Genomic DNA, 22048 nt, shown 5'->3' with positions numbered 1-22048 from the left:
TCAAGATTAAGGGAACATTAAGAAACCCTCGCTAACCCATTGACACGTATCAATTTTTTATAATACCAAAGGCGTAACCTTAGCGTATCCAGATCATTCGCTGTGAAACAACTGCTTGTTTCTATCAGCAACATCTTAATCAGCTAAGGAGGCGTTATGGACGCCGTTCGTCGGTCGTTGCTAGGCCAGTTGGCCCGACTAAGCGCGGGCGCTGCGCTAGTCCCGCTATCCAGCCTTGCCCCAGCCAGCCTTGCCCAAGCAGGCATTAATCAGCAGCCTGCCCGCCGCGAGGGCGATCCTAGCAAACGCTACGGCATGCTAATCGACCTTCGCCAATGCATCGGCTGCCAGGCCTGCACGGTGTCGTGTCATATCGAGAATGCTGCACCGCTTGGCCAATTTCGAACCACCGTCTCTCAGTACGAAGTGCACCACCAAGAAAGTGGCGAACTGGCAACGTTTATGCTGCCGCGGCTATGCAACCACTGCGAAAATCCACCCTGTGTGCCGGTTTGTCCCGTTGAGGCGACCTATCAACAGCAAGATGGCATCGTTGTCGTAGATAGCGACCGCTGTGTCGGCTGTGCTTACTGCGTCAATGCCTGCCCCTACGATGCCCGCTTTATTAATGAGCGCACTCAAACTGCCGACAAATGCACCTTCTGTGCTCACCGTTTAGAAGCAGGGCTACTGCCTGCCTGCGTTGAAAGCTGCGTGGGCGGCGCCCGCATTATTGGCGATATGCGCAATCCAGACAGCCAAATCAGCCGTCTGATCAACGAGCACCGCGACGCGCTCATGGTGCTTCAGCCAGAAAAAAACACCCTTCCCCAAGTGTTCTATTTAGGTATGGACGAACGATTCACTACACGCCCCGTGGCAGAACCCGTGGCGCTTGAAGTGCTCGCCCCCCACGGCCAGGAGATGGGCTATGAATTCCACCATTGAACTACTCGCCCCACGCTATGACATCGCCTGGTATCCCTGGGCAGTTCAGTACTTTTTTATGATCGCGGTCTCCTATGCGAGCCTTTGGCTGGCGGCACCCGCACTGGTGTTTGGCAAGCAATCCTGGTTGCCTACAGCACGTCTAGCGCTCATCGCCTGCGTCAGCACAACGTTAGTCGCACCGGTGGCCTTATTGGCAGATCTACACCAGCCACTGCGCTTTTGGCATTTCTACGCCTACGCCAATACGCATTCGTGGATGTCGATTGGCAGTGTGGTACTGCCGCTGTATCTGATCAGCGTTTTAGGCTTCGCCTGGCTGGCTTGGCGTCCCGCACTGCAAGCTCGGCAACAGGCAGCGGGGCTGAACGGGTTGATTGCCAAGTGGCTGAGCATGGGCAGTGGTGCAACACCCAAAGCACTGGTGGCCCTGGTGGGGTTGGCCGCGCTGATGCTCTCAAGCGGCATTATGCTCTACACCGGAGCGGAGTTAGCTATCGTCAAAGCTCGCCCCTTATGGAACACAATTTGGCTACCGCCCATGCTGGTAGCGAGCGGATTTATTGCCGCCGCTGGGTTAATACTGGTCCTCAACCGCGTGAGTAGAATCTGCGCGCCCGACGCCACCCGGCAGATGCTCTATGTCCTGCTAGCCTTCTGTGCGCTAGCGGGGCTTATAGCGCTCAGTTGGTTGTTAGATGGCTTGAATGCCCACGTTGGCTCAGTGGCGGCGGCATTGGAATCTGTCCGTTTCAGCCCCTCTTGGCGCAGCACCGCACTTTGGGGTGGCCTTACCGGCGTTGCGCTATTTGCCAGCGTGGTATTTCTGTTAACGCGTTCGGCTCAGCGCCAGCCAGCACTGTTTGCCTGGGCATGGTTGCTAGGCCTGGTGGCAATCCACATGGGCTGGATGTTCCGTTGGGTAGTGCTGATGGATGTTCAACATGTAGCCCGTAACAGCGCAGGTTTCCATCACTACGGTATCCCTGCTGGCTCTTCCGGCATCTTAGGCATTGTCGGCACTTTCGGGCTGTGGCTGGCGGCCATTTTACTGATCGAGCTATTTATTCCATGGCGACAGGCCCAACAAGGCAGTCAGCTACCAGGCAACGACCAAGCTGCATCGCGCGCCCCACTCACTGCTAACAAAGGAGCGCCTAGTCATGGCTAAGTCTGCTCAAGATCCCTCACGCCGTCGCTTTCTAAAAGGTGCAGCTGCCGCTGGTGGTGCTGCTACCTTTGCCGTGGGCTACGCCGACCCGTTGGCTAAAATGGCCAAAGGCATTACCGGCAGCGCAGGTGAAAAACCGCAGCATAATATTCATGGCAATTCGCTAACGCCTGAATATCGTGTCGATTTAGCGACCGGCGAACTAACGCTCACCCCCGATCAACGGGTCGCTTTTACTATTTGCTACGGCTGCACCACCCAGTGCGGTGTGCGCGTGCGGGTCGATGACACGCGTGGCGAAGTGCTGCGAGTAGCTGGCAACCCCTACCATCCACTTTCTGCCGATGACCATTTGCCAATGCGCACACCGGTGGCAGATGCATTACGCAGCGTGAGTGCTTACCAAGAACAAGGGCAAGTTAACCGCTCTACCGCGTGTGCCCGTGGCAACGCAATGATGAGCCAGATCACCAACCCGTTCCGTATTGATCACTGCCTTAAACGGGTCGGTGAACGAGGCAGTCGCGAGTGGCAAAAAATATCGTTTGAGCAACTTATCGAGGAAATTTGCGAAGGAGGCGATCTGTTCGGTGAAGGTCAGGTAGACGGCCTACGTGACATTCGCGACCACGACACGCTGATTGACCCCGACAACCCTGAGTACGGCCCCAAGGCTAATCAACTGATGGTCATGGAAGCCACCGACTACGGGCGCTCGGATTTACTTAAACGCTTCACCTTAAACGCCTTTGCGACCCGCAACTATGGTCATCATGGCGCTTACTGTGGCCTAGCGTTCCGCATGGGCTCTGGGGCAGTGATGAACAACATCGTCACTAATGCTCACGTAAAGCCAGATATACAGAACGCACGCTTTATCATGTATATCGGCTGCGCACCCAGCCAGGCAGGCAACCCGTTTAAACGCCAGGGCCGCTTGCTTGCACAGGCACGCGCCGCCGGCACGCTGGAATATGTGGTGGTGGATCCTGCGCTTAATGCTGCGACTTCCCATGCCGCGGACAACAACCGCTGGGTGCCGATCCGCCCTGGCACCGACAGCGCCTTTGCCATGGCGCTTATTCAGTGGCTATTGGATAACCACGGCTATGCAAAGGAATTTCTGGAATTACCTGGTCAAGCCGCCGCCGGTGCAGCAGGGGAAACCACTCACTCCAATGCCACCCATTTAGTGATTGATACCTTCGAGCACCCGCGCCGAGGCTACTTTTTGCGCGCCAGCGACCTTGGTTTTGCCGAGCCAGGTAGCGATGCCGACCTACCCGTCGTGGTGTCAGGGGGCGACCTTGCACTATGCGAAGAGGTAATGACCGCGGACCTGTTTGCCGAACGCCCAGTGGAGCTTGCCGACGGCAGCACCGTCACCGTCAAAACCAGCCTAGCGCTGCTGCGTGAATCCGCCAATGAGTACGACCTGGACACCTACGCTGAACATTGTGGCATTCCCAAGGCAACGATTATCGAGCTGGCTCAACGTTATGCTAGCCATGGCAGAAAAGCTGCCGTTAACTGCCACGGCGGCATGATGTCAGGCAATGGCTTTTACGCCGCGTTTAGCGTGCAAATGCTTAACTTGCTGGCTGGCAACTACAATATGAAAGGTGGCAGCGCCGTGGGCGGCGGCACCTACAGCGGCACCGGCGAAGGCCCCCGCTACGACCTCGCCAACTTCCCTGGCAAACGTGGGCCCAAAGGCGTATTTCTCTCCCGTTCACGCTTTCCCTACGAGAAATCATCGGAGTACCAGCGCAAGGTCGCGACAGGCGAAAACCCCTATCCCGCGAAAGCGCCCTGGCGTTCATTGGCACCGCCAACGCTCACCGAGCACTTACCTTCCGCATTGGATGGCTACCCCTATCCGATCAAAGCGGTGATTGGCTGTATGGCTAACCCAATTTATGGCCAAGCGGGCCTGAAAGGGGTAATTGTCGATAAGCTGAAAGACCCCAAACGGTTAGGGCTCTTTGTTGCAATCGATGGGTTTATCAACGAAACCAACCGCTATGCCGACTACATTGTGCCTGATTCGGTGATGTACGAAGTATGGGGCTTTGCAGGCTCCTGGAAAGGCACGCTGGGTAAACTCTCCACCGCTTGCTGGCCAGTGGTAGAACCCCGCCAGCAAAAAACCGCTGAAGGTGAGCCGGTATCTATGGACAGCTTCTTTATCGCCGTTGCTAAACGGCTAGGGCTGCCAGGCTTCGGCGACAACGCTATTCCCGATGCCGACGGCAATCTTCATCCGCTCAACCGCGCTGAAGATTATTACCTACGGGCGGCCGCCAATATTGCCTTTCAAGATGAACCACTGCCAGAAGCGAACGCCGAGGACATTGCCCATGGCGGAATTACCCCACTGCTGCCCAAACTCGAACGTACACTTAAAGCTGATGAGCGCGGCCGCGTTGCCTACCTTTACGCCCGGGGTGGGCGTTTCGAAGAGGCAAGCGAACACTTTGTCGGCGAACACCTGAAACATCAGTGGAAAAAAACGCTGTGTATTTACAACGAAGCGGTGGGCACCAGCATTGATACCACTAACGGGTTACCCAATAGCGGCGTGCCCTGTCACAAGTTGCCACAGCTCGCCAACAAGCAACCCATGCGTGAGGTTTTTTCCGAGCAGGAGTGGCCGCTGCTAGCGTTTTCATTCAAGTCTAACCTGATGAACTCTTACGCCATTGGTAACGAGCGGCTAAGAATGATCAAGCCGTATAACCCGGTGCAAATGCACCGCCAAGATGCCGAGCGCTTCGGCATCCAGCATGGCGACACCATCCGCATTGAAAGCCCAGGCGGAAGCGTGGTGGGGCTTGCGCTGGTTAGCGAAAGCGTTGTGCCCGGTGCATTGGGTATTGAACACGGCTACGGGCACAAAGATTTAGGTGCCACGCCACACATCATTGACGGTCAAGCCCAGCCAGATATGCCCTGGATGCGCGCAGGTATCAACATCAACGACCTGGGCTTTCAAGACCCTACACGGGAGGTAGGCGGCACATGGCTTGAACCGATTAGCGGCGCCAGCGTGCGCCAAGGCCTACCGGTGAGAGTAAGCCGCGTTTAAACCGGCTGGGGTAGTGACACTACAGCGTGATCACTACCCCACCCAAGGCGATTACGATCACCACAATCCACGCCGGTAGTTTCCAGACGGTCAGCAGTAAAAAACCCGTCAGCGCCAGAACAAATTCATAAGGCCCAATAATCGCGCTGGTCCATACCGGCTGATACAGCGCCGCGCCTAAAATACCCACCACTGCCGCGTTAGCCCCGCGCATCAACGCCTGAGCGCTCTGCCAACGGCGAAAATGATTCCAAAAGGGCAACACCCCCACCAACAGCAAAAAGCCAGGAATAAAGATCGCCAACAATGCCAGCAGCGCGCCAACCACGCCATTCATACCGGGCAGTAGCGCGCCTAAGTACGCTGCAAAGGTGAATAGCGGCCCTGGCACCGCCTGGGCAGCCCCATAGCCTGCCAAAAACTCATCTGCGGTAATCCAGCCGGATTGCACCACTTCCGCTTCCAACAGCGGCAGCACCACATGCCCGCCGCCAAATACCAGTGCGCCTGAACGATAAAACGCATCGGCCACTGCTAGCCACGCGGCGCTACCGGCCAACAACGGCAGCAAACCCAGTAGCGCAGCGAACAGCCCCAACGCCATCGTGCCTGCACGGCGAGATACTGGAAACTGCAGTGGTTCACTAGGCGTAGCCGCGGCAACCATGCGGCACAGTGCCAACCCGGCGATACCGCCTAGCACAATAGCAGCGACCTGCCCCAGCGGCCCGCTGACCATCACCACAATAAATACTGCCGCCAGCGCAATCCCCACCCGGATTTTATCGGGGCATAGGTTACGCGCCATGCCCCACACCGCGTGGGCCACAATAGCCACCGCGACAACTTTTAAGCCATGAATAATGCCGCTGGCAATCGGACCATCCAGTACCGCCGCGCCAAACGCAAACAGCACCAGTACTATGGCGGAAGGCAGCGTAAACGCCAGCCACGCCATGGCCGCCCCCCAAGGCCCGGCGCGCATTAATCCCAAAGCAAAGCCCACTTGGCTACTGGCTGGCCCCGGCAAAAATTGGCACAGCGCCACAAGATCCGCGTAGGCGCTTTCGCTTAACCACTGTCGGCGCTCCACAAAGGCCGTGCGAAAATAGCCTAGGTGCGCCACTGGCCCGCCAAACGAGGTCAAGCCCAAGGCCAAAAACGCCCAAAACACCTCGCTTACCCGCCCGTTCAGATGGTGCTTTTCAGCCATGGCGTAAGCTTCCCCATGTGGACAAAAGACCTAACCTACTGATTAAAGCTGACACAGTGATGACAGTGTGCACGATCATCCGCAGGGGCTTCATCAACGCGGGTGCGCTGACACTTACACCGCGCTACAAAATCTTCCTATTCAATGATTTAAGTAGCGCGTGGTAACGAATCTCGCGAGGCACGAGCGAATGAGGCACCCGCGGGCTGATCCAGGCACCTTCACGTATTGATATGCAGGTTAATCGGTAACAGCACCGGTACTGGCAGAACTGACCAACTTGGCATACTTCGCCAGCACGCCTTTGCGGTAGCGCGGTTCTGGCTGCTGCCAGGCGGCGCGGCGGCGCATCATCTCTTCATCGCTGATGTCCACTTCAATGGTGTCGGCTTCCGCATCAATGGTGATGGCATCGCCATCCTGTACCAGCGCCAGCGGGCCACCATCGAAAGCTTCCGGCGATACGTGCCCGACAACAAAGCCATGGCTGCCACCGGAGAAGCGCCCATCGGTAATCAACGCCACATCATTACCCAAGCCGCGCCCCATAATCGCAGACGTTGGCGTAAGCATTTCGCGCATGCCGGGGCCGCCTTTCGGGCCTTCATAGCGAATCACCACGACATCGCCCGCCACCACGGTACCGTCGTTAATGCGCGCCTGGGCCTCTTCTTCAGAGCCAAACACCCGCGCCGAACCGCTAAAGCGCGTCCCTTCCTTACCGGTAATTTTGGCCACTGCACCTTCCGGCGCCAGGTTGCCAAACAGAATACGCAGATGGCTTTCGGCTTTAAGCGGGTTACCCAGCGGCGCAATAATCTGCTGATCCATAGGATAAGTCTCAACATCTTCCAGGTTTTCGGCCAGCGTTTTACCGGTCACTGTTAAGCAGTCGCCGTGCAGCAACCCAGCATCCAGCAGAATTTTCATCAGCGGCTGAATGCCACCAATCGCCACCAGCTCGCTCATCATATAGTGGCCACTGGGACGCAGGTCAGCGACCACCGGCACGCGCTTGCCGATCTCGGTGAAATCGGCAAGCGTCAGTTCCACGCCAATGGTGCGCGCCATGCCAATCAAATGCAGCACCGCATTGGTAGAGCCACCCAGCGCAATCACCACGGTAATCGCATTCTCAAACGCTTCGCGGGTCATGATGTCAGAAGGCTTGATGTCACTGGCCAGCAGTGCCAGCACGGCCTCACCTGCCGCTTTACAGTCATCGCGCTTGTCTTGGGAAATAGCGTTCTGCGCCGAGCTACCTGGCAGGCTCATACCCAATGCTTCAATGGCAGATGCCATCGTATTGGCCGTGTACATACCGCCACAGGACCCCGGGCCAGGAATCGCGGTTTCTTCGATGTTTTTCAGTTCGATCAGGTCAATATCACCACGGGAGTGCGCGCCCATCGCCTCAAATACCGACACGATATCGGTATGGCCCTTACCGGGCATAATGGTGCCGCCATACACAAACACGCTGGGGCGATTCAGCCGCGCCAAACCCATCACGCAACCCGGCATATTTTTATCGCAACCGCCGATAGCCACCAGCCCATCAAAGCCTTCACAGCCCGCTACGGTTTCAATGGAATCGGCGATCACCTCGCGGGAAACCAGCGAGTACTTCATGCCTTCAGTGCCGTTAGCAATGCCATCGGAAATAGTGATGGTATTAAAGATCACCCCTTTACCACCCGCCGCGTCGGCACCGTCACGGGCGAACTCTGCCAACTCACCAATATGGCTATTGCACGGGGTCACCATGCTCCAGGTAGACGCAACGCCCACCTGAGGCTTGATAAAGTCATCATCGTTAAACCCCACCGCCCGCAGCATTGCGCGGCTGGCAGCCTTGCCAGGGCCATCCACCACCTGGGCTGAATGGCGGCGGGTATTCGTAGTAGGCTCGGTCATGGGGAATTCCTCTTTGCTTGACTCACATCGCTTTACGCACGGTATCCACATAGCTTGGCGATGCCATGGCGTTCACGCAAGCAAAGATGAAAAACCCAAGTACTCACTTATGGCGTACTATTTACGTTAAATAGCTGTTTTATGCCGCTGAGCCTGAACAGACAGCTCAAATCCGCAGGCATCCGCATAGCGTTGCAGCGTTTTCCAACCGGGATTGCTATCTCCACGCTCTAGCCTACTGATGTTACTTTTCTGGGTATGCAAGCGCTTGGCTAACTCCTCCTGAGTTAAGCCAGCACGCTGACGCATAGAAATAAGCGTTGTCGCCAGCTCAAACTCTGGCGCCAAACGGTCATACTCTGCTTTCACCTCAGGGTTTTGAAGCGCCTGCTCTTTCAATGCTTTTAAGTTAATCACGACTGCACCTCACGCTGTCTTGATCGAGCCAACATCAGCGCCTGACGAGGCGTTTTTTGGCTCTTTTTGACAAATGCATAAAGAATCACAACCTGTCGTCCGTGCACATAGCAAAACAAAGAACGCCCAATGCCCTCTTTTGCTTTTGCTCTAATTTCGAAAAGACCATCGCCCATCGACTCTGTATGCGGTGGCCCCAAGTTCGCGCCATGCTCCTCTACCATTTCCAGCAACCGGAGCATTCTAGCTTGTATTTTTGGCGGCATGCCGAGAATCTCTTTCTCCACGCCGGGGTAAAAACTAACCTGCCATTCCATTGCCAAGCTCCGATCAAGTTATCCTTTATGATAACTCAGCTTCTGTAAAAGTTCCTAACTCTGATGCACGCGAGTTCCTTTAACTTATGGCACCATAGCGCTACGCGCTATTCCCAATGCCTAATGCCGCGAAGGAACACCAACGCATGTCTGCCAATTCACACTGCTCACCAACACCGTTCTCGCCAACGTCGCTTACCCCTGGCTTTATGGTGGTGCACGCTAATCGCCTGGAAGACTTGCGCGGGCTGGCGGTGCAGTGGATGCGCTTGCACCCGTTGGGGCCGTTGGAAAACGAGACCATTCTGGTGCAGAGCAACGGCATTGGGCAGTGGTTAAAGCTGGCGTTGGCGGAAGACCCAGAGAATGGCGGCGCAGGCATCGCCGCCGCGCTGGATGTCATGCTGCCTGCTCGGTTTCTATGGCAGGCCTACCGCACGGTGCTCACCCACGTTGATCAAGATGGCGACGCGGTGCCTGAAACCTCGCCGTTTGATAAATCGCGCTTGGTGTGGCGGCTGCTGCGCCTGCTGCCCACACTAGCGGGGCAGGAAGTGTTCGCGCCGCTGGCGCAGTTCTTGGAAGTCGACCGCGACCAGCGCAAGCACTACCAATTGGCCGAGCGGCTGGCGGATTTGTTCGACCAGTATCAGGTCTACCGCGCCGACTGGTTGGATACCTGGGCCAACGGTGACGACGTGCTAATTACCGCTCGGGGCGAGCCCCGCCCGCTGGAAGAGCACCAGCGCTGGCAGCCTGCGCTATGGCGCATTCTGCGCGAGGATGTCGCCGCCACCCAAGGCGATGCAGGCCTTAACAGTAGCCGTGCCCAGGTGCATCGGCGCTTTTTGAAAGCGACAGAACAGCTGGAAGGCCAGCCCTGCCCGCGCGGCTTGCCTCGGCGGCTGATTATTTTTGGTATTTCATCGCTGCCCCAACAAACCTTGGAAGCGCTGGCGGCGCTCTCTCGCTGCTGCCAAATCGTGCTGTGTGTGCACAACCCCTGCCAGTTCTACTGGGCAGATATCATCGAGCACAAAGATTTACTGCGCGCCAACCGCTACCGCCAGCGGCGCAAAACCGGCATGCCCGAAGCGTTGGATGTACTGGGCACTGGCGACGCCGACGATGCCCTGCATCTGCACGCTCAACCGCTACTCGCCGCTTGGGGCAAGCAGGGCCGCGACTACCTGCGCCTGCTGGATGAACACGACGATTCGGGCAATTATCAAACTTTGTTTGAGCAGCAGGCGCTGCGCATTGATATGTTCGAGCCGTTTAACGGCGTTGATCGCGACTGCCTGCTCAGCCAACTGCAAGATGATATTCGCGAACTGCGCCCCGTAGCGGAAACCCAAACTCACTGGCCAGCGCTAAACGCGGCAGATGACTCCATTGTGTTTCATATTGCCCATGGCCCCCAGCGGGAAGTTGAGATTCTCCACGACCAGCTGCTGGCCGCCTTCAGTGCCGACCCCAACCTGCGCCCGCGGGATATCATCGTCATGGTGCCAGATATCGACCGCTACGCGCCGCATATCGCCGCGGTGTTTGGCCAGCTACAAAATGACGACCCGCGGCATATACCCTATACGCTTTCCGACCAAGCCAGCCGCCACCGCCTGCCACTAATGATTGCCCTGGAAAAGCTGCTGCGCCTGCCAGAACTGCGCCTTTCGGTCAGCGACTTACTGGATCTGCTCGATGTGCCCGCTCTGCGCCAGCGCTTTGGGCTGGAAGAGCGTGACCTGCCGGTACTAGAGCGCTGGATGGAAGGCGCAGGTATCCGCTGGGGGCTAAATGCCAAGCAGCGCCAGACTCTCGAACTTCCCGGCGGGCTAAGCCAAAATACCTGGGCGTTTGGTCTGCGCCGCTTGCTGCTGGGCTACACCGTGGGCGAAGGCCACGCATGGCAAGGTATCGAGCCGTTTGACGACATCGGCGGGCTGGAAGCGGGCCTTGCCGGGCCGTTAGCCACCTTGTTGGAAAAGCTCGAAGAGACCTGGGAAACCTTCTGCCAGCCCACCGATGCCGCTAACTGGGTAGCGCGGCTACGCACGCTGCTGGAAACCTTCTTTCTTACCGACGACGCCCAAGAAAGCGTGATGCTCACCAAGCTGGAAAACGGCTTGCAGCAAATGCTGGAAAGCAGCGAGGAAGCCCAGTTAAACGAACCGCTGCCGCTCTCCATGGTGCGCGAACACTGGCTGGCACAGATTGATGAACATAGTCTTTCCCAGCGTTTTCTAGCAGGTGCCGTTAACTTCGCCACGCTAATGCCCATGCGCGCCATTCCGTTTAAGCGCGTGTGCCTGCTGGGCATGAACGACGGAGAGTACCCCCGCTCTCAGCCACCGCTAGATTTTGATTTGATGGGCAGTGACTACCGCCCCGGTGACCGTTCCCGCCGGGAAGATGACCGCTACCTGTTTTTGGAAGCACTGCTCTCCGCCCGCGACCAGCTCTACATAAGCTGGGTAGGCAGAAGCCAAATCGACAACACCCCGCTACCACCTTCGGTACTGGTCGGCCAACTGCGTGACCATCTGGAAACAGGCTGGCAGATCGAGAACGGCACGCCGCTGCTGGAAGCGCTAACCACCGAGCATCCGCTGCAGCCGTTTAGCCGCGCTTATTTTGATGCCAACACGCAAGTCACTCGACTGTTTACCTATGCACATGAATGGCGCGAGGTACACGCACCACGCACGCCTCAAGCTGCCCAATCCACACTTCCCCCACCGGAAAACATCCCAACCAGCCTGACGCTTGGCCAGTTAGGCCAATTCCTACGCGAGCCAGTACGCGCCTTCTTCAATACTCGGTTGGGGGTGTATTTCGAGCAGGAAGCGATTGCCGAGCTAGACGAAGAACCGTTCGCCCTGGATGGCCTGCAAAACTGGCAGCTACAAGACCAACTGATCGCCGCTCAGCGCCACGCCATTGATCGCGGCGAGCCACGCATTGAAGCACTGCACACAGCCCTTGAGCGTTTTCAGGGCCAAGGCGTATTGGCCATGGGTGCCTTTGGCGAGCGCATGCGCGATGCCTTAGCAGAACCCATGGAAGCCCTGTTCAGCGACTACGAAGATGCTTTGGACGCTTGGCCGATTGCGCTAGGTGACCCAGAAGCCATTCACCTGGCAGGCAGTAACGGTATTACGTTGGAAGATTGGCTGGGCGAGTTACGCCAGGATGACGCGGGCAACCGCTGCCGCCTGTTATTGCTTAGCAGCAGCCTGGTTAAAAACAGCAAGTACCAGTGGCATCTGCTGCTACGCCACTGGGTTGCCCACCTCGCGGGCAATCTCAGCGGTCCGATGACCACCCAGCTGCTTTCCAAGGCCGGCAACATCACCCTGGAACCTATCGCTGCCGACATCGCCCGCGCCCACCTGGAAACCCAGCTAAGCGCCTGGCTACACGGCCTGGAAGAGCCGCTTCCGCTAGCTCCCCAGACCGCCTTTGCTTGGCTGACAAAACTGGGCACACCTGACATTGCGATTGAGAAAGGCAGGGAAAGCGACGCCTACGCCGCAGCCGAAAAAGTCTATGAGAGCGGATTTAAAACCACCGGCGAAGCCGACCAGAGCCCTTATCTCGGCCATCAATGGCCCCGCTTCGAGCGGCTGTTTTTTGACCGCACCGCCAACGAAAAGCACACCTTTGCCGAACTCACGGAAGCGCTGTACGCTCCGCTTTTCAAGGCCGTGAAAGGTAATGCGAAGAAAGATAACGCGAAGAAAGCGGCATCGTAATGCGTTAAGCGCCTCTTCTAGCCCCTGTTCAAGCTCAACCGTGTCCATGTGGTGATCAGGGTTTGCTCCCTTTCTGCTTGGCACGGCTGTTTTGCTGCGTAAGGCGCTTTTGCTGCTCAGGCTTTCGCCCAGTCTGGCGAGCCAATGCGATGCGCATTAGACGCTGAAACGTCGGGCACTCCAGATGACTCGGCGCGGAGCAGGTCGCCACATGACGCAAACCGTCACGAAGGGCTGTCAGTTCGTTAATGTGGCGGTCCAGAAGATCTGCCTTAGCACTCACCGCTTCACGGTCGATTTCCGGCTGCCGTTGCGTGCCGAGCATGTCGCGCATCTCGGCCAGTGAAAAACCCGCGACCTGCCCCAGTGCAATCAGCGACAAGCGTGTTAAAACGCTGGTCTCAAAAACCCGCCGCAGACCATTGCGCCCCACCGACCTAATCAGGCCAACTTCCTCGTAATAACGCAATTTCGAGGCAGGAATACCACTTTTTCGAGACAGTTCGGAAATATCGAGCATGGCACTTGACTTAAAGTTGACTTGAAGTAATAGGCTACAACGCTTCTCCCCTACGTATCCACCCACGCTTCTAGCCAAACTTCTATCCACACTGTCTGGAGTCTAACAAACATGCCTGTTTTCAATACGCACAGCCGCCCATACGCCGTTGCTAAACCGTTAACAAGAGCAAGGATAACAAGCACAAAGATGAGCGAGGCAAAAATGCCAGGAGTGCAGCAATGAATGGGCTGCTGACCAATGCGCTACTGCTCGGCCTGGGAGCAACCGCTTTTATGGATATGGTCGCGCTGCTGCAGAAGCGGCTGCTGGGTATTCCCTCGCTGAATTACGCCATGGTTGGGCGTTGGCTAGGGCACTTGCCGAAAGGCAGGTTCATCCACCGGCCGATTGGTGAAAGCGCCCCGATTCGAGCAGAAATGGGGCTAGGGTGGCTGGCGCACTACCTGATTGGCGTCGCTTTCGCGATCATATTCTTAGTGCTAGTTGGGCCAAACTGGCTGGCACGCCCCACACTCATACCGGCGTTAGGCTTCGGTGTGATAACGGTAATTGCGCCGTTTCTAATCCTGCAGCCTGGTATGGGAGCAGGGATTGCCGCCCGCAAGACGCCGCAGCCAACCACCGCCAGGCTGCGTAGTCTTTTCGCGCATGCCAGTTTTGGCGCTGGCCTCTGGCTGGCAGGCGTCATAGTGATGCGGGTTCTTTAGGCCAGCATAAAACCGGCTTAAATACTCGTCTCGCTTAACGAGAGTATCCGTTTTGCTAACGAAATCATCTCCGGGTCGCCGGTATGCTTATCCGGCACATCGGAGAGTTTGATCACCGGCAGCCAGCCCTGCCCTTCGGGGCGCGCCTCGACCATTTTGATCACCATATTCATCGGCTCAACGCCGACATCGTTAGTGAAGTTGGTGCCGATGCCAAACGCCATCCCAATCCGTTCCTGACAAAACGCTTGAATGCGCTCGACTTTTTCCGGCGTTAAGGCATCCGAAAAAATAATGGTTTTGCTCAGCGGGTTAATACCCAGGCGTTCATAGTGAGCGATGGTTTGGGAGGCAAACTCAATCGGGTCGCCGCTATCATGGCGTACGCCATCGAATAGCTTGGCGAATTTTTTATCGAAGCTGTCGAAGAAAGCGGACGATGTGAAGGTATCCGTTAGGGCAATCCCCAGATCGCCACGATACACATCCACCCAGTGCTCTAGGGCAAGACTGTTGGCCATTTTGAAGCCAAAGCGGGCACCATGGAACATAAACCACTCGTGGGCGTGGGTGCCTATCGGCTTCACGTCGTGACGCATAGCCAAAAGTACATTGCTAGTGCCGCTAAAGGCTTCACCACCATAGTGACGCAGCGCTTCCACCACTCGATCATGAACCTCAAATGAGAAACGGCGACGCGTGCCGAACTCGGCAATTTTCAGCCCTAAGCGGCGATAAAGCTCGATCTTCTCCTGGGTGCGTTGCTCGATCAGTGCATCGTCATCATGGGTCACCGAGACGCCGCGTAGCCGATACCAAAGTTCGCTGATCAACGCCATCAGCGGCACTTCCCATAAAATCGTGCGGTACCAAGGCCCCTCGATAACCACCGAAAGCTCACTGCCCTGCTGTTCGATGATTACCTCAGAAGGTTCGTAACGAAAGCCGGCCAGAAAATCGAGATAGGTCGGGTCAAGATAAGGGCAGGTAACTTCCAGGTAGCGCTTTTCCTGGTCATTCAGGCGAAGCGTCGCCATTTTATCGACCTCGTGGCGAAGCGCAGTACCAAAGCCTTCAGGAAACGCGTGCTGGCCACGATTGATAAATGCGTAGCGTGCATGTGCATAGGGAAAGCGTTTGATCACGGCGTTCTGCATCGTGATCTTGTAGAAGTCATTGTCCAGAAGCGAGGTCAGCATGAGATCCCTTCGTGTGAGTGAACCGAAGCCGCTGGTAGCGTAAACTGAGCGTCCTAAGAGTGGCTTGGCGACAAGATTATCAGGTGGCGGGGCACTCATACAGTCTAGGCCCCGCGCTGGGGCGCTTTACTTTCGGAGACCCGTGATGAGTCAGCCCGCCCCGCTTAACCCACTTACGCTACCGCTTCACGGCAGCCGCCTGATTGAAGCCAGCGCGGGCACGGGCAAAACCTTCACCATCGCGCTGCTCTACGTGCGCCTGGTACTGGGCGGGCAGCACAGCGAAGACGACAGCGCCTTTGTGCGCCCGCTCACCCCACCGGAAATTCTGGTAGTCACCTTCACCAATGCCGCCACCCAGGAACTGCGTGAACGTATCCGCCACCGGCTGGTAGAAGCCGCTGCGGTGTTTAGGGCGGACCACCAAACAAATAAGGAGCCGAGGGGATGCCGTAGAGGAGGTCATCCGACAGGGATGTCGGATGTAGCGCCCACGGATGGGTTCACAGCGCCTCCGACAAGGCATCCCAGCGGCGGGGATCCTAAAGCTGATTTAGACCCACTTTTGCTTCAACTCCGCGAGCAATACCCCGAAGCCACTTGGCCCGCCTGCGCCCGCCGTCTGGAGCTAGCCGCCGAATGGATGGACGAAGCAGCCGTTTCCACCATCCACAGCTGGTGCTACCGCATGCTGCGCGAACACGCCTTCGATAGCGGCAGCCTGTTCTCGCTCAACCTGGAAAACGACCAGCGCGAACTGGAACAAGAAGTGGTGCGCGACTACTGGCGCACCTTCTATTACCCGCTGGATGCCGACGCCCTGGGCAGCATTACCCGCTACTGGAAATCGCCGGATAAACTCCACGAAGATGTATGCAAACTGCTCCACGAAAGCGACGCACTGGGCAGCCAGCGCCCCACGCCAGCCGACACATTAAGCGCTGCCGAAGCCGAACGCAGCGCCACATTAGGCACGTTAAAAGCTCCCTGGCCCGCTTGGCTAGATGAACTGGTGCCCGCACTGGAAGAGGCCGCCAAACGTAAAGCCTTCAAAGGCCAAAGCTTCAACGCCAAAAGCCGCGCCAGCTGGCTAGGCGCACTGCGCGAATGGTGCGAGAGCGACCTTGAGCGCCCCACGCTTACCCCCGCCGCCTGGAAACGCCTGACCCCAGACGGCATGGCCGAGATATGGAAAGACGGCGCGCCACCCTGCCCAGCCGCCTGGGAAGCGCTGGCAGACATGCCCGCTGCCCTCAACGCCTTGCCCGAACCGCGCAACGACCTGCTGATTCACGCCGTACAGTGGTGCAAAGTACGTATGGAGCGCGAGCAGGAACGCCGCGCTGAAATGGGCCCCAACGACCTACTCACCCATTTAGACCACGCCCTGCAAGGCCCCAACAAAGATGCCCTGGCCGCGCAGATTCTGCGCCAGTTCCCCGTGGCGCTGATTGACGAGTTCCAAGATACCGACCCGATTCAGTACCGCATTTTTAACGCGGTCTATGACGTCGCTAACCCCCGCCGCGACGCTGCTATGCTACTGATCGGTGACCCCAAGCAGGCCATCTATGCCTTTCGCGGTGCGGATATCTTCACCTATCTGCAAGCCCGCCAAGACACCGCAGGCCGCCACGTCACCCTGGGCACCAACTTCCGTTCCAGCCGCGCCATGGTGGAAGCCGTCAATCACTGCTTCCACTACGCCGATCAGCACCCGGCTGGGGTGTTTCTATTTCGCCAAGCAGGCGGCGAAAACCCGCTGCCGTTCTTATCAGTAGCCGCCAAAGGCCGCGACGAACAGTTGGTCCACCAAGGCCAGCCGCTGCCCGCCATGACGCTCTGGCCGTTAACAAGCGAAGAACCACTTTCCAAAACCGCCTACCAAACCGAGATGGCCGAGCGTTGCGCCTCTTATATGGTGGAACTGCTCGCAGCAGGCCAAGGTGGCAATAAAGAAGGCAAAAGCGGCTTCCAAAAAGGCGATGACCTAAGCCCGCTAAAACCTTCCGATATGGCAGTGCTGGTCAACGGCCTGCAGGAAGCCCGCGCCATTCGCTTAGCGCTGGCCAGCCGAGGGGTGAAGAGTGTTTACCTTTCCGACCACGACAAGGTGTTCAACTCGCCCATGGCGAAGCAGGTAGAACGCTGGCTGCGCGCCTGCGCCGAGCCGTTAGCCAGCTCCCGCCAAGCCGAAGCCCACCTGCGCGCCGCTTTGGCGACGCCAGTGCTGGGGCTCAGTTTGGCCGATCTTGATCACCTGCAACAAAACGAGCTGGCCTGGGAAGCGCGGGTGGAGCAATTCAGCCACTATCATCGCCTATGGCAGCGCCAGGGTGTGCTGCCGCTGGTACGCCGCATGATGGTAGATTTCGATATTCCCGCCCGCCTACTGGGGGAATTCGAAGAGGGTGAGCGCTTGCTCACTGACCTGCTGCACTTAGGCGAATTGCTGCAGCAAGCCAGCGCAGAACTGGACGGCGAACACGCGCTGATTCGCTTTCTGTATGAAGCCATTGCCGACCCGGAAAGCCATGGCGACAGCCACAAGCTGCGCCTGGAAAGCGACGCGGATTTGGTCAAAGTGGTCACCATCCACAAATCCAAAGGGCTTGAGTACCCGCTGGTATTCCTGCCGTTTATCGCCAACCACCGCCCGGTGAGCGATAAAGACATACCGCTGCGCTGGCACGACGCCCACGGCAATCTTCAGCTCAGCCTAAGCGCCGATGAAGAAACGCTGGCCACCGCCGACCGCGAACGCCTGGGAGAAGACCTGCGCAAGCTTTATGTGGCGCTGACTCGCGCCCGCCACGCGACTTGGCTGGGGCTAGCCTCGCTGCAAGGGTTGGAAAATAGCGCCCTCGGCTACCTGATTAGCGGCGGAAAAACCATTGCACCGGCAGAGCTAACCAGCGCGCTGGAAGCGCTGGCACAAGGCAGCGAGATTGCTGTCAGCGAGCCACCGGCCCCCACTGCCCAGCGCCTTGCTCTCTCTGAACAAAGCGCCACGCTTGGCCACGCCCGCACGCCCGCGCGCCCGGCCAAGGAACACTGGTGGATTGCCAGCTACTCGGCGCTGCGCCTTTCCGGCACGCTCACTGCCCCCACGGCAACGCCCCTGGAACCCACCACCGCCCAGGAAGCCACAACATTTGAAGTACTGGATGAACCACAAGATATTTCGCTCATGCCTGATGACATGGAAAGTCTTCGAGCGAAGGCCAGTCTAGGCAATCTTTCGCGAGAAAGCGGAGTTTACGAGGGGTTAAATGAGCATTTCGAGCGAACGATTAACAACGAATGGGCGAGCGCAGACACTTTCCACCTGCATAAATTTCCCAGGGGGCCAGGGCCGGGCACTTTCCTGCACGGGCTATTGGAATGGGCAGGCAGACAAGGCTTTGCAGCCGCTGCCAACGATCAAGATTCACTCAACGATATGCTATGGCGGCGCGTACAGCTGCGCGGCTGGCAAGCATGGCAGGAACCGCTGGCTGGCTGGTTTTCAGCACTACTCACCACACCGTTACCGCTGGCCGCACCGAATCAACAAAGCGTCGCGCTAACCGATCTTTCCAGCTACCAAGTAGAGCTAGAGTTCTGGCTAGCCGCCAAGCGGGTCAACACCCAGGCGATTGATGCACTGGTAAGCAAGCACTTACTGCCAGGGGTTGAGCGCCCAGCGCTGGATGCCGATACCCTAAACGGCATGCTCAAAGGCTTTATTGATTTAGCCTTCGAGCACCAAGGGCGCTTTTACGTACTGGACTGGAAATCGAACTATTTAGGGCCGAATGACAGCGATTACGAGCCAGAAGCCTTGCGCCATGCGCTGCTGGCTAAGCGCTACGATCTCCAGGCAGCGCTTTACCTGCTGGCTATGCACCGGCTGCTAAAAGCGCGCCTGCCCGACTACGACCCGCACCAGCACTTGGGCGGTTCAATGACGGTATTTCTGCGCGGCAGCCGCAGCCCAGGGCGCGGGGTATTTTCCGAGCCCGCCCCGGTTGAACTGATCGAAGCACTGGATAGCCTGTTTGCAGGCGCATCGTTTTCAAGCCCCGCACAGGAAGCGACGGTATGAGTAAGCCCAAAGACACCCACACCTTCGACCTGTTTGGCGATGCCGTCGAGACACAGGATGCCCAGACCTCAATGGCCCCCGCGCCAGTAAGCGCTCACCCTGCGTTAAGCGATACCGCTGAATTGCTAACCCTATGCGAGCGCTGGGTAGCCAGGGGTTGGCTGCGCGATTTAGACCGCGCCCTGGTGCGCTTTCTAGCGGCAGAAGCAGCGGATGCCCCCGCACTGCTGCTGTTAGCCGCCGCGCTGGCCAGCCACCAGCTAGGCCGAGGCCATGTGTGTCTGGATTTAAACGCCACGCTTAACGCACCGGATTTTGCCCTTTCGCTACCCCCAGAAGGGGATGATTTAAGCGACCCGCCACCGCTGCCCAGCGATGTGCTGGCAACGCTCACGCTAAGCGAATGGCAAACTGCACTGCATCACCCCCTGCTCACCAGCGAAGGCCTTGGCAACACGCCGCTAGTGGTGGTGACGACTCACTCAGGTTCAGACACGCGGCTCTACCTACGCCGCTACTGGCAGTATGAGCAAACCCTACACCAGCAAATCGCCACACGGTTAGCGGCGACGGGTGACGACAGCCCCTTCGATCTTCTCCCCCAGGCGCTGAACGTTTTGTTCAAGCCCAGCGACAGCCTCGACTGGCAAAAAACCGCCTGTGCGCTAGCCGCCCGCAGCCGCTTCGGCGTTATTACCGGCGGCCCCGGCACCGGCAAAACCACCACCGTGGTGCGCCTGCTCGCCCTGCTGCAAACGTTGCAGTTGGCCCACTCACCCAGCCAACCGCTGCGCATTCGCCTAGCCGCCCCCACCGGTAAAGCCGCCGCCCGCCTGAATGAATCCATCGCTGGGCAAGTCAGCAGTTTGCCGATTGCTCAGCTAGAAAAACTCTTAACGAATTGCGTTATGAGCGAAGATGAGACAAGGCGAAGCGCGACGAAAACGCGGAGTTTACATCCTGTAAATGAGCAGTTTGAGGAGCGCTTCAACACAGTATCATCAAGCGCAATAGCAATTCCCACTGAAGTGACAACACTGCACCGCCTTCTGGGTGCCCGCCCCGACACCCGCCACTTCCGCCACAACGCCGCCAACCCACTAGCGCTGGACGTACTGGTGATCGACGAAGCGTCCATGGTGGATATCGAAATGATGGCCGCTGTGCTAAGCGCCCTGCCCGCCAATGCCCAGTGCGTGCTGCTGGGGGATAAAGACCAGTTGGCATCGGTAGAGGCTGGCTCGGTACTTGGCGACCTATGCCGCCGTGTCGAAGCCGCCCACTACACACACGAAACCGCCCAATGGCTGGAAAGCGCCACCGGCCAGCCGCTGCCACCCGAGTACCTGGATGCTGACGGTCAGCCGCTCGACCAAGCCATTACCATGCTGCGGGTAAGCCACCGCTTTAACGAACACAGCGGCATTGGCCAGTTGGCCCAGGCGATTAACCAGCCCAGCTATGCCCAAACTGACCGGGAAAAACAGCAGGCCGTTAACGCCGTGCTGCGCCATGGCTATCCAGACTTACACCACCTAACGCTTGCTGAGGACACCGCGCTGGATAAGCTGGTCATTCACGGCAGCGCGGATAAGTTTCTCAATGGTGGTGAAGGCCGCACTAACCACAAAAATGACCCCATCGCCCCACCCACTGGCTACCGCCATTACCTAAAGGTGCTGAACGCACAGCGCCCGCGTGGGGAATCGTTTGAGGACAACCCAGCGGCCTATAACGCCTGGGCTTCTGAGGTGCTAAGTGCCTACAGCCACTTTCAACTGCTATGCGCGCTGCGCAAAGGCCCCTGGGGGGTAGAAGGCTTAAACCTGCATATCGCCAAAACCCTACGCAGCGAAAAGCTGCTGTTTGGCAGTGATTACACGTTGGAGAAAGGCTGGTATGAAGGCCGCCCAGTACTGGTCACCCAAAACGACTACGGCCTAAAACTGATGAACGGCGATATCGGCATCACCCTGGCCGTGCCGGATCCGCGCAATCCGCAACAGAAACTGTTGAGAGTGGCCTTTCCTTCATCAAGCGCCACGAGCGACGCCGATAACCCCATCCGCTGGGTACTGCCCTCCCGCCTGCACGCGGTAGAAACCGTGTTCGCGATGACGGTACACAAGTCTCAAGGCTCGGAGTTCTTACACACCGCCCTGCTGCTACCGCCCACCATCAACCCGATTCTCACCCGCGAGCTGGTCTACACCGGCATCACCCGCGCCCGCGACTGGCTCACGCTAGTGGAAGCCAAACGCGGGGTGTTGAATGAGGCGGTGGTGAGAGAGGTGGTGAGGGTTAGTGGGGCGAACACAACCCTATAACAAACCATAATTAAATATTATAACATAAACCCAAAGATTGAAGATTTAGTGATAACACCTGTAGCTGAAAACAACATTAACACTAGTGATAAAAAGCATAACCAACCATGCTGCACAAAAATCAGAAAATTGAGACTAGCATTTGGCAATGAGCGCTTAAGCATTTTCCTATATTGACAACCTTGTAAATAACACCACAAAAAAAATATGAAAAAGGCGAACCAAGAATAAAGCCGAGGCAAAGAAAGCATTGTGAACACTAAACCGAAGCCAACCGCTCCAACAGTATTAGTTAATCTAGAGAAATATTGGATGGCTATTCTTTCATGCTCGCTAGAAAAAATGATTTCGTTCAAAACACGTCCTTTTTAAAATC

General features: G+C 57.4%; 13 protein-coding genes. 7 read left to right on the top strand and 6 right to left on the bottom strand.

From position 1 onward, the window contains the following. Window positions 1-156: 156 nt before the first annotated feature. The 3 genes from dsrO to JFC11_RS06905 are packed head-to-tail and all read left to right on the top strand — an operon-like array spanning window position 157 to window position 5207. On the top strand, window positions 157-948 hold the full coding sequence (gene dsrO, locus JFC11_RS06915; protein ID WP_198349059.1) for a sulfate reduction electron transfer complex DsrMKJOP subunit DsrO: 792 nt from the start codon (window positions 157-159) through the stop codon (window positions 946-948). Beyond that, window positions 932-2119: an NrfD/PsrC family molybdoenzyme membrane anchor subunit gene (gene nrfD, locus JFC11_RS06910; RefSeq protein ID WP_095603845.1), complete on the top strand. Its 1188-nt coding sequence runs from the start codon at window positions 932-934 to the stop codon at window positions 2117-2119. The genes dsrO and nrfD overlap by 17 nt, the downstream gene beginning before the upstream one ends. After that, the gene (locus tag JFC11_RS06905; RefSeq protein WP_198349058.1) at window positions 2112-5207 is read left to right on the top strand and encodes a molybdopterin dinucleotide binding domain-containing protein; all 3096 of its coding nucleotides are present in this window, start codon (window positions 2112-2114) and stop codon (window positions 5205-5207) included. Before nrfD ends, JFC11_RS06905 begins: the two co-directional genes overlap by 8 nt. 19 nt (window positions 5208-5226) lie before the next feature. On the opposite strand, the gene chrA is transcribed toward JFC11_RS06905, so the two are convergent. The 4 genes from chrA to JFC11_RS06885 form a co-directional block, all read right to left on the bottom strand. After that, the gene (gene chrA / locus JFC11_RS06900; protein WP_198349057.1) at window positions 5227-6420 is read right to left on the bottom strand and encodes a chromate efflux transporter; all 1194 of its coding nucleotides are present in this window, start codon (window positions 6418-6420) and stop codon (window positions 5227-5229) included. Between the two features lie 240 nt (window positions 6421-6660). After that, window positions 6661-8337: a dihydroxy-acid dehydratase gene (gene ilvD / locus JFC11_RS06895; RefSeq protein WP_198349056.1), complete on the bottom strand. Its 1677-nt coding sequence runs from the start codon at window positions 8335-8337 to the stop codon at window positions 6661-6663. A gap of 126 nt (window positions 8338-8463) precedes the next feature. Beyond that, window positions 8464-8754 (bottom strand): helix-turn-helix domain-containing protein, encoded by a 291-nt coding sequence (locus JFC11_RS06890; RefSeq protein ID WP_319618651.1) that lies wholly within the window; start codon window positions 8752-8754, stop codon window positions 8464-8466. Then, a complete protein-coding gene (locus JFC11_RS06885; protein ID WP_038477087.1) occupies window positions 8751-9071 on the bottom strand; it encodes a type II toxin-antitoxin system RelE/ParE family toxin in 321 nt (106 codons plus the stop codon). Before JFC11_RS06885 ends, JFC11_RS06890 begins: the two co-directional genes overlap by 4 nt. Before the next feature lie 146 nt (window positions 9072-9217). Here JFC11_RS06885 and recC point away from each other — a divergent pair, with 146 nt between their 5' ends. After that, window positions 9218-12829 (top strand): exodeoxyribonuclease V subunit gamma, encoded by a 3612-nt coding sequence (gene recC / locus JFC11_RS06880; RefSeq protein WP_198349055.1) that lies wholly within the window; start codon window positions 9218-9220, stop codon window positions 12827-12829. Window positions 12830-12884: 55 nt separating this feature from the next. Here recC and JFC11_RS06875 read toward each other — a convergent pair whose 3' ends face one another. Beyond that, complete coding sequence (locus tag JFC11_RS06875) at window positions 12885-13349, bottom strand: helix-turn-helix domain-containing protein (RefSeq protein WP_198349054.1); 465 nt, start codon at window positions 13347-13349, stop codon at window positions 12885-12887. Between the two features lie 221 nt (window positions 13350-13570). Between JFC11_RS06875 and JFC11_RS06870 the strand changes: the two genes are divergently transcribed. Beyond that, the gene (locus JFC11_RS06870; protein WP_198349053.1) at window positions 13571-14059 is read left to right on the top strand and encodes a DUF2938 domain-containing protein; all 489 of its coding nucleotides are present in this window, start codon (window positions 13571-13573) and stop codon (window positions 14057-14059) included. Window positions 14060-14076: 17 nt separating this feature from the next. Here the strand turns inward: JFC11_RS06870 and pncB are convergent, their stop codons facing one another. Beyond that, complete coding sequence (pncB, locus tag JFC11_RS06865) at window positions 14077-15258, bottom strand: nicotinate phosphoribosyltransferase (protein WP_198349052.1); 1182 nt, start codon at window positions 15256-15258, stop codon at window positions 14077-14079. 145 nt (window positions 15259-15403) lie between these two features. Here pncB and recB point away from each other — a divergent pair, with 145 nt between their 5' ends. Beyond that, window positions 15404-19345, top strand: a complete 3942-nt coding sequence (gene recB / locus JFC11_RS06860; RefSeq protein ID WP_198349051.1) for an exodeoxyribonuclease V subunit beta — start codon at window positions 15404-15406, stop codon at window positions 19343-19345. Continuing rightward, complete coding sequence (gene recD / locus JFC11_RS06855; protein WP_198349050.1) at window positions 19342-21672, top strand: exodeoxyribonuclease V subunit alpha; 2331 nt, start codon at window positions 19342-19344, stop codon at window positions 21670-21672. The genes recB and recD overlap by 4 nt, the downstream gene beginning before the upstream one ends. Window positions 21673-22048 lie beyond the last annotated feature (376 nt).

Source organism: Vreelandella alkaliphila (genome assembly GCF_016107625.1).
GTDB classification, from domain to species: domain Bacteria; phylum Pseudomonadota; class Gammaproteobacteria; order Pseudomonadales; family Halomonadaceae; genus Vreelandella; species Vreelandella alkaliphila.
The sequence above is the reverse complement of the archived record's forward strand: the minus strand, read 5'-3'. Positions and strand labels throughout refer to the sequence as shown.

Coding starts and splice junctions, on each gene's coding strand:
- dsrO (WP_198349059.1), top strand. CDS start 157: ATGGACGCCGTTCGTCGGTCGTTGCTAGGCCAGTTGGCCCGACTAAGC.
- nrfD (WP_095603845.1), top strand. CDS start 932: ATGAATTCCACCATTGAACTACTCGCCCCACGCTATGACATCGCCTGG.
- JFC11_RS06905 (WP_198349058.1), top strand. CDS start 2,112: ATGGCTAAGTCTGCTCAAGATCCCTCACGCCGTCGCTTTCTAAAAGGT.
- chrA (WP_198349057.1), bottom strand. CDS start 6,420: ATGGCTGAAAAGCACCATCTGAACGGGCGGGTAAGCGAGGTGTTTTGG.
- ilvD (WP_198349056.1), bottom strand. CDS start 8,337: ATGACCGAGCCTACTACGAATACCCGCCGCCATTCAGCCCAGGTGGTG.
- JFC11_RS06885 (WP_038477087.1), bottom strand. CDS start 9,071: ATGGAATGGCAGGTTAGTTTTTACCCCGGCGTGGAGAAAGAGATTCTC.
- recC (WP_198349055.1), top strand. CDS start 9,218: ATGTCTGCCAATTCACACTGCTCACCAACACCGTTCTCGCCAACGTCG.
- JFC11_RS06875 (WP_198349054.1), bottom strand. CDS start 13,349: ATGCTCGATATTTCCGAACTGTCTCGAAAAAGTGGTATTCCTGCCTCG.
- JFC11_RS06870 (WP_198349053.1), top strand. CDS start 13,571: ATGAATGGGCTGCTGACCAATGCGCTACTGCTCGGCCTGGGAGCAACC.
- pncB (WP_198349052.1), bottom strand. CDS start 15,258: ATGCTGACCTCGCTTCTGGACAATGACTTCTACAAGATCACGATGCAG.
- recB (WP_198349051.1), top strand. CDS start 15,404: ATGAGTCAGCCCGCCCCGCTTAACCCACTTACGCTACCGCTTCACGGC.
- recD (WP_198349050.1), top strand. CDS start 19,342: ATGAGTAAGCCCAAAGACACCCACACCTTCGACCTGTTTGGCGATGCC.